Annotated in this window: 8 protein-coding genes and 2 pseudogenes; 6 read left to right on the top strand and 4 right to left on the bottom strand. The window is 37.9% G+C overall.

Translation table 11 applies throughout. The features are described 5' to 3' along the window. A pseudogene (locus HT736_RS08240) lies at window positions 1-263 on the bottom strand (IS630 family transposase); the annotation flags it as partial. 38 nt (window positions 264-301) lie between these two features. Here HT736_RS08240 and HT736_RS08235 point away from each other — a divergent pair. The 3 genes and pseudogenes from HT736_RS08235 to HT736_RS08225 all read left to right on the top strand — a co-directional run. Beyond that, window positions 302-715: pseudogene (locus HT736_RS08235) on the top strand (IS3 family transposase); the annotation flags it as partial. 661 nt (window positions 716-1,376) lie between these two features. Then, the gene (locus HT736_RS08230) at window positions 1,377-2,183 is read left to right on the top strand and encodes a hypothetical protein (RefSeq protein ID WP_000834988.1); all 807 of its coding nucleotides are present in this window, start codon (window positions 1,377-1,379) and stop codon (window positions 2,181-2,183) included. A 21-nt stretch (window positions 2,184-2,204) separates the two neighbouring features. Continuing rightward, window positions 2,205-3,452: a toxic anion resistance protein gene (locus tag HT736_RS08225; protein ID WP_000134328.1), complete on the top strand. Its 1,248-nt coding sequence runs from the start codon at window positions 2,205-2,207 to the stop codon at window positions 3,450-3,452. Between the two features lie 115 nt (window positions 3,453-3,567). On the opposite strand, the gene HT736_RS08220 is transcribed toward HT736_RS08225, so the two are convergent. Continuing rightward, window positions 3,568-4,845 carry an FRG domain-containing protein gene (locus HT736_RS08220; protein ID WP_023941419.1) on the bottom strand — a complete coding sequence of 426 codons (1,278 nt, stop codon included), beginning with the start codon at window positions 4,843-4,845 and terminating at the stop codon, window positions 3,568-3,570. Between the two features lie 10 nt (window positions 4,846-4,855). Continuing rightward, window positions 4,856-5,404, bottom strand: coding sequence for an ImmA/IrrE family metallo-endopeptidase (locus tag HT736_RS08215; RefSeq protein WP_000335401.1), 549 nt, complete (start codon window positions 5,402-5,404; stop codon window positions 4,856-4,858). Between the two features lie 417 nt (window positions 5,405-5,821). On the opposite strand from HT736_RS08215, the gene HT736_RS08210 reads away from it, so the two are divergent. After that, window positions 5,822-9,190 carry a type I restriction endonuclease subunit R gene (locus tag HT736_RS08210; protein WP_240154031.1) on the top strand — a complete coding sequence of 1,123 codons (3,369 nt, stop codon included), beginning with the start codon at window positions 5,822-5,824 and terminating at the stop codon, window positions 9,188-9,190. Window positions 9,191-9,323: 133 nt separating this feature from the next. Here HT736_RS08210 and HT736_RS08205 read toward each other — a convergent pair whose 3' ends face one another. Further along, window positions 9,324-10,565 carry a Fic family protein gene (locus HT736_RS08205; RefSeq protein ID WP_138707816.1) on the bottom strand — a complete coding sequence of 414 codons (1,242 nt, stop codon included), beginning with the start codon at window positions 10,563-10,565 and terminating at the stop codon, window positions 9,324-9,326. Window positions 10,566-10,825: 260 nt separating this feature from the next. Between HT736_RS08205 and HT736_RS08200 the strand changes: the two genes are divergently transcribed. After that, window positions 10,826-11,881 carry an AbiH family protein gene (locus tag HT736_RS08200; RefSeq protein ID WP_172930928.1) on the top strand — a complete coding sequence of 352 codons (1,056 nt, stop codon included), beginning with the start codon at window positions 10,826-10,828 and terminating at the stop codon, window positions 11,879-11,881. After that, window positions 11,878-13,101 carry a restriction endonuclease subunit S gene (locus HT736_RS11785; protein ID WP_240154030.1) on the top strand — a complete coding sequence of 408 codons (1,224 nt, stop codon included), beginning with the start codon at window positions 11,878-11,880 and terminating at the stop codon, window positions 13,099-13,101. The genes HT736_RS08200 and HT736_RS11785 overlap by 4 nt, the downstream gene beginning before the upstream one ends. Window positions 13,102-13,399: the final 298 nt, after the last annotated feature.

The raw sequence follows: 13,399 nt of genomic DNA, 5'->3' as shown, positions 1-13,399 counted from the left end.
ACAGCACAATTAAAATGTGCCGCAATTTCCCGTAAAAAAGCATCTGGATGAGCCTCTACAAAGGCTTTCAATTCCTCTAAAGGAATCTTTCGGTTTTTGACGACTCGCTTTTTCCTCTCTAAGTGTCCTTGTTCACGTAAGTTCTTTTCCCACGTGAAGAGAGTTCTGACGCCAACATCAAAAACCTTGGCTGCCTCGACATGGCTGTGCCCCTCTTTGATGTAATCTAATGCTCGCTGTTTAAAATCTGTACTATATGCCATAGCTTTATTATAACATGCTTGTTTGAAACTAAGCAACTATATCACCAGTTTTAGATGGCTTTAACAGTGAAATTATCTCCTATTTGCCGAACTTAGTACAAATGAAAGCTATGCTAGAACAAGCCTTTACAGAGAACCATTACGAAAATACAATTCTCCATAGTGACCAAGGATGGCAATACCAACACGATTTCTATCGTCATTTTTTAAAGAATAAGGGAATCTAACCATCTATGTCACGTAAGGGTAACAGCCCAGACAATGGTATGATGGAGTCCTTCTTTGGGATTCTGAAATCGGAAATGTTTTACGGTTATGAGAAGTCGTTTCAATCGCTTAATCAATTGGAACAAGCTATTGTAGACTATATTGATTACTGCAACAATAAACGAATTAAGGTAAAACTAAAAGGACTTAGCCCTGTGCAATACAGAACTAAATCCTTTGCTTAAATTAATTGTCTAACTTTTTGGGGTCAGTACATCAGTACATACACATAAAGGCGTTTTTGTTTGGGAATTACGTGATCTTGATGATATAATATAGTGAAATAAAATAAAAATAGGACAAATCAATCAGGACAATCAAATCAATTTCTAGTAATATTTTAGAAATCCAGATGTACTATTCTAGTTTCAATCTACTATATTTTGGCCCCCTCAATTTAAGGAAGGGAGGTGTTACATATGCTAGAAACTTTACTCACAGTGTTTCTAGCTCTGTTACTTATTAACGTGTTATCTGAGCTTTTCAAGTTATGGCTTAAGAAACGTAAGAAGTAATGGTTAACCCTTTAAGAGGGTAGCAAAAAAAACCATCGGTGGCACGGTGGGGCTTTTTAGTTACATATGCTGTAACTTTACTCACATTGTAAGTTCATTCTAACACAACCCCTCCGATATTTCAAGCTTTTGTTTTGATATGTCCTCAGAGGTCATTTCGCAATCTTATAACACTGAAGCCTGTGGTTTGAGTCCGCTTTACTGAAATTAGCCCACGCTCTACTAGCCTCCATTCTACAGCAAAGAAATCAACTCTTTTCTAGGGGATTTCCGCCCTCATTTTGCTCTTTTGTGCTAAAATAGATTTATAAATTGAAAATAAGGAATGTTTATGAAATCAGGTAATGGTTTTTGCAAAGGCTGTCTCTATTTTTGGGGCTTCTTGTTCTTACTGGGCCTTTTGGTTCAATATGCTCTCCCACTTGCGGCTTGTGTCCTGCTAGGCTATGGTGGTTATCGTCTCTATAAACGTTGGCGCTATCCTCTTTTGCAGGATCGTTCTCTCGACGATTGGATTGAGCTTTTAAAAGCTCGTATTCGTCAGGCGGACAAGGATATTCAGCAATTGGAGGGAACTTTAGTAGAAAAAGGTTCAGATTCCTATAAGAGTCTGGCCAATCAAGTATTGATCGAACTGAGGGAAATCCATCAGGAGGCGGATTGTCTCAAGTCCTATATCGATGCTGATATCTACAACCGTATTGACAAAAAGGTTCGTACAGTAAGGGCAAACATCGATGTTCAGCTAGAACGTTTGGATAGAGAAAGTCAGGTAGAACTTGAAAATGCGGAGCCAGAGGAACTAGCTCCAGAATTGTCTCAGACCTTGGATAATATTGCCGTTGACCATCAGGCTATTTTAGACAAGATTGCCACCTCTGCCGAGGGGGATAAGGAAGAATTGACGGCCATTCATAGTTTGAAGATGGAGAAATTCAAAACGATTTTAGAAGGCTATTTAAAGATTAAGGCCAATCCTAAAAACTATAATCGAGCAGAAGAACGTTTACAGCAAGCTAAATCAGCTATCGAACAATTTGACCTTGAGCTGGACCAGGTGTTGAGAGAACTCAATGAAACAGATATGCGTGATTTTGATATTAGTTTGCGTATCCTAGAAAAAGATCGTAAAGAATAGGTTAGAAACAAAGGAGTAACCATGACAGAATTTAATTTTGATATTGACCAGATTGCCAATAATACGGTAGCTAAGGTGGATAAGACAACCCAAATCATCGAGACCAATACTGGCTCGGACAAGACCTTGACCTTCCTTGAGAAGCTGAGCCCTGAGCAACAAGAAGGGATTAAGGCGCACGTGCCCCAGTTGGTAGACCAGTTTGTCACCAATCAAAATGCTCTTTTGGATTTTGGCCAATCTGCTGTAGAAGGTGTGAACAATACGGTCAACCGTATCTTGTCAGAACAAAAGAAACTGCAGATTCCCCAAGTGGATGATCTTCTCAAGAATACCAACCGTGAGTTGCAAGGCTTTGTAGTCAAATACAAGAACGCTGAAATTGCTGAGTTAGAAGAAAAGCCAAACTTTTTGCAACGATTGTTTAACAAGAGCAAGAATACCCTACAGGAATTTTACTTTGACTCAAAAACAGTAGAGCAAAAGCTCGATGGCATGGCTGCCGCAGTGGTCAAGCAAGAAGATGTGCTAGCTCGAAATATCGTCTCTGCTGAGATGTTGATTGAGGACAATACCAAATCCATTGAAAATCTAGTGGGAGTGATTTCCTTTATCGAAGCCAGCCAGACAGAAGCTGGCAAGCGCGCTGCAGAACTGAAAGCTCAAGCTGACCAACTCGATACAAGTACGGTAGAATACCAAACCAAGTCACAAGAATTGGCCCGCATGGCTGAAGTGGTCAATACCCTTGAACAACAACATACTGAGTATGTCAGCCGTCTCTATGTTGCCTGGGCAACAACACCTCAGATGCGAAATCTTGTGAAGGTGTCATCTGATATGCGCCAAAAATTGGGAATGCTTCGTCGTAATACGATTCCGACAATGAAACTTTCCATTGCCCAACTGGGTATTTTGCAACAATCCATGAAATCAGGTGTCGTGGCAGATGCCATTGTCAATGCCAATAATGCTGCCCTTCAGATGCTAGCTGAGACCAGCAAGGAAGTGATTCCGCAGATGGAAAGAATTGCCCAAAGCCCGACAGTCGCTGTTGAGTCTGTTACCAAATTGGCTGAAAGTCTGGTCGCTCAAAACCAAGGTATCGTCGCAGCTATTGAATTGGGACGCCAGAAACGTGCCCAACTAGAAACAACCATCGTCAAGTCCGCAGAAATGATCAACGATTCTGTCAAACTACGCGATGAGAAAATCGTCCAAGCCCTTCTCGACCAAGGCAAGGCTGCTCAGAAAGAAGTACAAGAATAATACACAAGGATGCTGGGAAAAACTCAATTTCAGGAGAAAATGAAGTAAATCTTTCTACAATAAAACACATAATATCAAGGTTGTATAATTCTTGATATTATGCGTTTTTTTGATTTCAAAGACTTTTTCTCCAGACTCTTGTGATTCTATATTTACCTTTTCTATTCTTTTTGCTTTTATGATAAGGCAGGTTATTTGAATTTTTTTTTAATTCATTAAGTACCGCTCTATTAGATTTTTTATCATCTTTTAATTCGAATTCTTTAGATTTATAAATCAAATAGTCTGAAAAATCTGGAAATAAGGCATTTGTTTCATAATTGTATTCTTTTAACTTTCGTAAAAGTTCTCTTTGAATTAATTCATAGTAGTCGCCAGAAATTCTTTCCTCTTGATTATTTTTATCAGAACCTGATTTGACAGACTTTCCTTCTAAAAATTTAATTACTCCGTCTAAATTTTTAGAAGATAGATCATCTTCTGGCTTAGTATGATTAGAGCTTTGCTGATTTTTTAAAGACTTAATAGAGGCCTCTATATTAAATTTGATATTTAGAATAATTCTATCGATAGGTTTATAATTTTCTAATTCTATTTCATTTTTTTTAAAATTTATAAATTTAATAAGTTTATCAAAATTTATAAAAGCACCTTTTTGTGCCCGTATTCTCTTATTTGTAATTTTCTTATGAACTAAAGAAATTATTCCATTCTCACTATCATTGCTGGAGTCAATTTTATAGAACTCTAACTGAGGATTTTTTATTTTCCCAAAACCTAACATAAACAACATGGCTATGAATGGATTTTCGGAAATATCTAGTAGACTTGTTGGCAAACCATAATGTTGTAAGATAGCTAATTCATCAGCTCGGATATCTAACATTTCTTGATTTAAAGGGACATATTTAACTTCATCAGGAAATTCTCTAGAGATATTTAGATAAAGAGATTCAAAAGTGTTACAGTATTTATTTCCTTCACTATTTTGTAAATTTCTAAATATCCCTGGTACTGTTTCCCAATCCTCTCTTTGTCCCCTATAGTAATTATAGCCTTGTCTTTGAAACGATGTAATCATTTCTTTTATTAAGTAAAATAAACTCCATGAATTTTTTTCATCTTTATATCCTAATCCCGTACCTGCACTTAATAAATATTTATTGATATCATCGATTTCATCTTGCAATTTAGAGTTTTTATTTGTTGATGAGAGTTCTAGATTTTGAATTTTGTAAATTGGTGTTAAATCTTCCTGAGGTTGGTTTATTCCAATTATATTTATTACTATTTTAAAATCATTAAAGATTTTTGAATTCAGTTGATTTTTTATTTCTTCAGGGGATGAATAATAGGTCCCTAAATTTTCATAGAATTTATCCCTAAGTAACATAAAATTCTCCTTAAATGGACAATACACCCAAATTAATAAGTCTATATTTCATAGCCGGATTGGACACATTTAATTTTTCAGCAAGATAAGTAATAATAATTTCATCATTTAAAGTATCTAATTCCTCCCAGGTCATAGAATAATCTATTGCCATTCTATCGATTGCTTTTATGATTAACTTTTGCGGCATTAGTAGTTCTGCTGCAAACTGGTTAGCAGCTCTTTCTTTAGCATTCGCTACTGGTGTTTGTTCACGTTCAGAAATTCCTTCATGTTTTAACACAAAATGGCCTAATTCATGAGACTTAGTAAATCGTTGACGCTGTAGCGGTTCCAAAATATTAACATACATTTTTTTAGTGTCAGCATCATATTTTCCAGAATGCGAATCGAAGTATGTTTCTATAACCTCAATTCCTAATTCAGCAATAATTTTATCAATATCTATACTATATTCATCTGATTGAAGTTCAATGTCTGATATTACTTCTTTTTTATTGTCAAAATAAGACATAAAATCTGTTGAGTATAGTTCGCTATATTTATAGACTTTACACATTATAAATTCTCCTATTTATATTTTTTATTTTTATTAAAAAATTATGAATTATTCTAAGTTATCATGATACAAAAATAGTTTATATTACTATTCTAAACTAAAAAGATCTTTTAGTCTATAGATAGATTGAAAATTTAAGAAAGAAACTACCTTTACTCTGAAATAAGAGATAAAACCATGGGAAACCTTTTCACTACTAGTCTTTTATGATACAATAGAAGGAAGTAAAGGCGTTGTTTTTCGATCTTATCAACGCCTTGGATGAATGAAAAGGAAGAGTCCCTATGGTTTTCAGATTTAAGCAAATAACTAGCTTGTATATATATATATATATATATATATAAACTCGCATTTTCATACCCATTTTCAAAACCTACCAATGTTTTTGGTAGGCTTTTTGCGTTGTAGAAATGGGGTATGAACATGGCTTACACGTTATCAAAAGAATTAGAACAAGAACTCATCGTTTCAGCACCTGAGTTGCAGCCTAGTTATACTGCCATCGTAGAATACCTAGAAGCTATCAACCAGAAAGAAGCATCTGGAAGCAATTCTCAGGAACTCCAGAACCAGCTTGCTATTCAGCTGAGACGTTTAGAAGATTTGGTGCAGGGTTATATCCAAATAAAGAAGAACCCACATCACTACCTAGATGCAGATAAAGAATTGACGGAAGGCTATCAAGCCATTAAAGGGACAGAGCAAGATCTTCTCAAAAAATTGCAATATCTCAATCAAGCCGCCTTGCAGGATTTCCATATCAGCCAGAGACTCTCTCCCAAAGATGAGACTGCTATCCCTGTAGCAGGTAAAGCCAAAACCAAACAGGAATTGGCTATCGAGCGAGATTTGATCAACCGGTTGACAAAGGGAGAAAGTCAATGGGTGTATCGACCTGAGTTAAATACAGAAGACCTCCTATGGGGAAACTTTTTTGCCAAGCTGGAAGCCAATAATGTCCGCATTTTGCAAGACCATCCCCTTACAAATTCAGAGAAAAATCAAATTAAAAACCAGCTCAATTTCGTCAACTTCTACGAAGCAGCCAAGTGGATAGCAGGGGAAAATGGCATTGCCAAGGTGCAGGTTCAACGTGAAGATGCTAGTTTAGGCACCATTCGCTTGGAAGTCTTGTGGAGAAACAATGTCGCTGGTGGCAAATCCAGCTATGAGGTTGTCAATCAAGTCATCACAGGCGGAGAAGGGATTCGCCAGCGTCGTGGGGATGTGACTTTGCTGATCAATGGTCTGCCTATGATTCAGATTGAACTAAAAAGCCGTTCTCATCCTTACATGGATGCCTTCCGTCAGATTAAAAAATACGACCAAGAAGGACAGTTTAGAGGCATTTTTTCAAGTCTTCAGATGTTTGTCGTCTCAAACGTTACAGATACTCGTTACATCGCAGCTGCCAAAGCCAACAAGCTAAATGAACGCTTCTTGACCAAGTGGGTGGATAGTGAAAATAGCCCCCAACCCCAGCTATTTGACTTTGCAGAGTCTGTCTTGTCCATACCGAGAGCCCACGAGATGGTCATGCAGTATTCTGTCATTGATGATGACAAGAAGGCCTTGATTTTATTGCGTCCCTATCAGGTACATGCCATTGAGGCTATCCGTGAAGCCAGTCGCAAGCGCCAATCGGGCTATATTTGGCATACGACTGGTTCAGGAAAGACCCTGACCTCCTATAAGGTTTCGCGCAATTTGCTCCAGATTCCATCTATCGAAAAGACAATCTTTGTGATTGATAGGACAGACCTTGACCAGCAGACGACCAGTTCGTTTCAATCTTACGCAGAGAACGACATGATTGATATCGACGAGACCGATGATACACAGGAATTGGTTAAAAATCTGGCTTCTGATGACCGCCGTGTCGTTGTGACGACCATCCAGAAAATCAATGCCATGATTCGGCAGTTTGATGAAGGGCGTCACCAAAAGGTCTACAATCGTATCAAACAACTTAAACTAGCCTTTGTCGTCGATGAATGCCATCGCGCAGTGACTCCTGAACGCCAACGCCACCTAGAGCACTTCTTTACAAATTCTCTCTGGTATGGGTTTACAGGGACTCCTATCTTTACAGAAAATAAACGTGAACAAAAAGGAGACCTTGCTCAGACGACCGAAGAGCAGTACGGTGACTGCCTCCACCAATATACTGTCAAAGAAGCCATCCATGACAAGGCGGTTCTTGGCTTTAATGTGGAGTATCAGACAACCATGCCTGGTTGGGCAGAAGATGAGATTGATGAGGAGCGTTATGATGACGAAGGCCATATGCTTGCCGTTTTAGATGCCATTCTCAATCGCTCAAGACGCAAACTCGGTTTCCAAAATGGGGTAGGAAAAACCTATGAAGCCATTTTGACAGTCAAAAGCATTGCCCGTGCGCAGGCCTATTATAACCTGATTAAGCAAGTCAAAAATGGAGAGAAGTCTCTAAGCATCTCGGAAAATGTTAAAAAGGTCTTACCAGACTTTCCTAAGGTTGCCATTACCTACTCTGTGACAGAAAATGAAGCAGACTCCTATGTCAACCAAGCCTATATGGAGGAGAGTTTAGAAGACTACAATGCCATGTTTGGTACTCACTTTAGCCTAGCAACCATTGCTTCCTACAATAGTGACCTCAACGACCGTCTGGCCCGTAAGAAAGAACGCTTTGCTTTCCGTGAGGAGCAGTTGGACCTCGTTATCGTTGTGGACCGCTTGTTGACAGGCTTTGATGCCCCTTGCTTATCGACCCTATTCATGGACCGTCAGCCAATGAAGCCCCAGCATATCATTCAGGCCTTTTCACGAACCAATCGCCTCTTTGATGAAGGCAAGAAATTCGGTCAAATCGTTACCTTCCAAACGCCTGACCATTTTAAAGAAAAGGTGGATGAAGCTCTGAGCCTCTACTCAAATGGTGGTGAAACCAGTGTCTTAGCCCCAGAATGGCAGGAGGAGAAGGCCAAGTTTCTGGAGAAGGTTCATCAACTATTAGCCATCGCTCCAAGTCCAGAGCAGGTGCCGGATTTGGATACAGCGACAGATGCAGAATTAAAACGTTTTGCCAAGGCCTTCCAAGAATTTGACAAGCTCCTATCCTCTATACAGGTCTATTCTGACTATGATGAGAAAGTCATCCTCAGAGAAATTGGCCTCAGCCTAGAAGACATCGAGAACTTTGCCGGCCAATATCAAAATGTCATCGAAGAACTCCGCAGACGCAGAAAAGAAGACCAAGAAGATGAAGGTGTGTTACTGGATATCGAGTATGAGCTCGAATCCATCCGCACCGACGAGATAAACTATCACTATATCCTCTCTCTCATCCAAGCCCTGATTGAAAATCGGGAAAACCTCATTAGTAAAAAGGAAAAGAGTCTGGTAGATAGGTATATCGAAGATTTGAACAAATCCAATCCTAAGTTATCCAGCATTATTTCTAAACTCTGGCAGGATGTTCAAGCTGATGCCAAGAGCTATCAGGGACAGTCTGTAACCCATAAGTTGGATGAGATGATTGAGCTAACAACCCAGAAAAAGATTCGTGAAACGGCAGATTATTGGCAGATAGGAGAGGATGAACTCCAGTTCGTAGTGGACAACTACCGCATCGGACGAGACAAGCAAAATGGTGAAAAAGCCATTACCGAGTCTCAGGATTATCTGGCCTATAAGGAAGCCCACGGAGACAAGGCACTGCCAAAACTCAAATATAAAAAAGCACTCAAAGAGGACTATATGCGCATGATTTCAGAGGATATATTACCGCTAAGGGGGAGATAGGTTTATACTCTTCGAAAATCTCTTCAAACCACGTCAACGTTGCCTTGCCGTATATATGTGACTGACTTCGTCAGTCTTANNTTGAGCAACCTGTGGCTAGTTTCCTAGTTTGCTCTTTGATTTTCATTGAGTATTAAAAATGGTCAGAAAGATAATGTTGGGAAGGTTTTCTACCAATTAGGGTCAAAATTCCCCTATCTTCAAGATGCAAGAAAGCATCCTTGACCTTTTTCTTAGAGTAATGATGGTTGGACTGATTGGCCAGTTGGATGATGCTTCTATCTTCTATACCATCTCTCTTATCATCAACAAAGAGCTTGGACTGAGCGAGTAGAAACAAGATGTATTTCTCGACTTCTTCCAGCCCTTCTGTCTGCTCTATCTTAACTTTATAGCGATTCAGTTGCTCTTGTTTTTCAAGGAGGGTTTGGATAATATTTTCCTGCCCTTCCTTGATAAAAGTCAACAAGGTTTCAACGAAGAAGGTAGCATCGGCACGGTTGAGATGATCACCAGTGTTCCTAAAAGCCTTATAATAGTCTTGCTTATGGTGATTGATTTGTTGGGACAAAACCAGACCTGAGAATTTATCGAGTTTTCTAGACAAGTACTTGGCAAGGATATAGCGGCCTGTCCGACCGTTACCGTCATAGAAGGGATGAATATTTTCAAAAAAATAGTGTCCAGCACAAGCCTTGATAAGGTTTGGGATAGAATGGTCGTTGATAAAACGAATCCACTCTGTCAGCATGACCTGAATCTGTTCCTCCTTTTGAGGTGGGATATAGATGACTTTGCCAGTCTTATCGTCTTGGATAAAGACCGATTTCTGCCTAAAAAACTCTCCATCGAGTTCATCCTCTGGCGAGATTTCTCCTTGTGTTAATTGGTCATAAATCCCTCTGATATCTTCAAGCGATTGGATTTGGAGAAATTCATCCTTCAGGATTTGTTGGTACATTCGCAAGGTGGAAAGATGTTTGATTTGCTCGGTCTTGTAGGGGTCTTCCTCTAGGAGTTTTTCCACATCGACCAACTCTTTACGAGTTGTATGGATACCCTCAATCTCATTTGTGGAAATAATCGATTGGTAGAGTTGTTCCTTATAAAACTGATCGTGGGCAATCTTAGGGAGGGTATCAGCTATTTCGCTAATTCGTTGAGACTGCTGTGAGATAGTTTCCATCAGTTGGGAAATCTCAAGATGCAGGGTAACAAATAAAGGGTATTGACTTGTTTTGACAGTATCGCGTTGCATTAAATGAGGATAAAGAGATGTCCTAATGGAGCTGTATCCCTGTAAGCGTAGTTGATACTCTTCCTCATATTGGTCACGATGACTGTAGTAGATTTTTCTAAGTTCTCTATAGTTCATATATAGTCATCCTCGCATTTCAACGTTTTTTAACATTATATCACAAAATCAGCCTATCTATTATTTCAAAATAGGTAAAATTGAAGAATAGGATAGCATAGTTTCCTATCTAAAGTGCAAAAATGGCCAAAATTGAACAATAGAACCAAGACATTGATGCCCTAAAGTGAAAAAATAGGTAAAATTGAAGAATAGATATCATAAAAAGAAAACCTAAAGTGTAGAAATAAGAAAATGGAGTAATAGAAAGGGGGGATATAGTGGAGAAATTATTTATTATCGGAAATGGTTTTGATATAGCACATGACTTAAAGACAGATTATCTATATTTCAAGAAGTTCGTTTATCAGCAGGCTTATGGAAAAGATGAACTGTTAGAGTCGTTGCAAACAGTAAAAGGAATTTGTGACTTTTTTAGGGAAAAGGATATTGAAATTCAAGAACAACATCGATGTGGTAAGGAAGATGAGTTGAGAGATATATATGGATATTCTCTATCCAAAATTAGAAATGGTCAGTTAGATAAACATGAACGGTATCAATTTATTTATCGACATATGATGCAGTTAATGGTATTAGAAAATTTTTGGTCTCAGTTTGAGCATGATTTAGGTTGGATAAATGAGGTGAAAATTATACTGTCGTCTTGTGGTCTAGAAGAAGCTGAGGAGCTGGCAACGATTCTTGAAAAATTTCTAATAGCAGACATTGAAAACTTATTTAGGGAATGGGTTCAATGTTTTATTCTTGAATGGGATAATATGCCTTCTAATCTAAAAAAACTAAAACGAAAGAAATCTGTTGAACACAATAAAAATGCCTACTTTTTAACTTTTAATTATAGTATGTTGTTAGAGAATTTCTACGGTATAAATTCTGAACAAATATGTCATATACATGGAAGCATTTCTGAAAATAAGCTAATATTTGGACATAATCGTGAAATGGATTCTTATGATGAATCTATACAAAATGATCCAACTGCGGTACGTGACTTACTTTATAATTTAGTTGATTTGACTAGAAAGCCTGTCCATCGGCAACTTAGAAAGCACGAATCCTTTTTCAAAAGTTTAAGCTCTATCAAAGAAATTTACTTCATTGGTTTTGGTATTCGGGATGAGAATGGAGTGGATGCTCCTTACTTTAAAGAAATTTTTAAACAGGCACCGGATGTGAGCATTTATGTAGACCAGTTCGATAAGGAGAATGAATATACTATTAAGAAAATACTTAAGGCATGGGGAGCTCGTAAAGCTTATCAATTGCAATTTATAGATATAGATAAAGACGAATTAGTTGGAGGAGTAATATGACAAAACAACCAAGTTATCGCTTTGTGAGATATACTGAAGCTTGGGAACAGCGTAAGTTGGGAGAAGTAGCTCAATATCGTAACGGAAAGGCTCACGAAAACTGCATTGATGAGAACGGAAAGTATATTGTAGTAAATTCAAAATTCATTTCCACAGATGGTGAAGTAAAGAAATTTTCTAATAAGAAAAATGAAGCATTGTTTGAAAATGAGATTGCCTTTGTGCTGAGTGATGTTCCAAATGGTCGTGCTATTGCGAGAACATTTTGGGTCGAAAAAAATGATAAATACACGCTAAATCAGCGAATCGCAGGGATAACTCCAATAGGCGAAACATTCCCTTATTTTCTTTACATTTTAATGAATAGGCATCCATATTTCTTAGCATTTGATGATGGAGCAAAGCAAACAAATTTATCAGTTTCTGATGTAATGGGATTTGAAGCATATTATCCAAAATACAGCGAACAACAGAAAATTGGAGCATATTTTCGCAATCTCGACCACCTTATCACCCTTCAACAGCGTAAGTTAGAGGTGCTCAAAGAGCAGAAGAAAACCTACCTCAAGCTCTTATTCCCAGCCAAAGGACAAACCAAACCCGCCCTTCGCTTCGCAGGATTTGAAGATGAGTGGAAGGAAGTGAAGTTGGGTGAAGTGTTTGATATTGTTACTGATTATGTAGCTAATGGGAGTTTTGAATCTCTAAGAAATAATGTGAGAACTTATGAAAAAGATAATTTCGCATACATGATTAGATTACAGGATGCCTCAAATAGTTGGAAGGGACCATGGCTTTATACAGATGAGAAAGGTTACAATTTTTTATCTAAGAGTAGATTGTTTAAAGATGACATATTGATGTCAAATGTAGGGACAGTTGGAAGATTTTTTCAAGTTCCTGAATTAGATAGACCTATGACGTTAGCTCCCAATTCCGTACTCATACGAAGTACTTCAAGTAATAATCAGTTTTTATATTTTATGATGCTGACAGCAAATATTCAAGATCAAATTACTATGAGGAAGACACCAGGTGTACAAGACAAAATAAATAAGACAGATTTTAAAAAGGTAATTGCAACTCTTCCCGCACTCTCTGAACAAGAAGCTATCGGTTCTTTCTTCCAAGACCTAGACAAGGCCATTGCCAAGCAAGAGGAAAAAGTCAATCAACTCAAAGAAAGCAAACAAACCCTACTCAGAAAAATGTTTATCTAAGATACCAAGACCGTAAAAAGCCCAGTGATTCGTTTTTAAAAGAGTTTATCGTAAAATGAGCGCGAACGAAGTGAGCTTTTAGAGGATATTTTCCGCCATGGTGGTATCCTATACAATAACAAAGTTATTGTATAGGACGGGATTTTTGAGACTCTGGGCTCAAAAATTAGGGATGAAATTCCTTGGATTTCTAAAATCATCCACTGGATAATTTTACCCCCCGTCCGCACTATTTAAGGAAAATATAAAAAAGAAAAATATTTTAAAACATGGAATACTACTAACAACATACATTTAT

It is taken from the genome of Streptococcus sp. 339 (assembly GCF_013277285.1).
Lineage (GTDB): Bacteria > Bacillota > Bacilli > Lactobacillales > Streptococcaceae > Streptococcus > Streptococcus pseudopneumoniae.
Note: the sequence above shows the minus strand (reverse complement) of the source record. Positions and strands in the feature narration are given on the sequence as shown.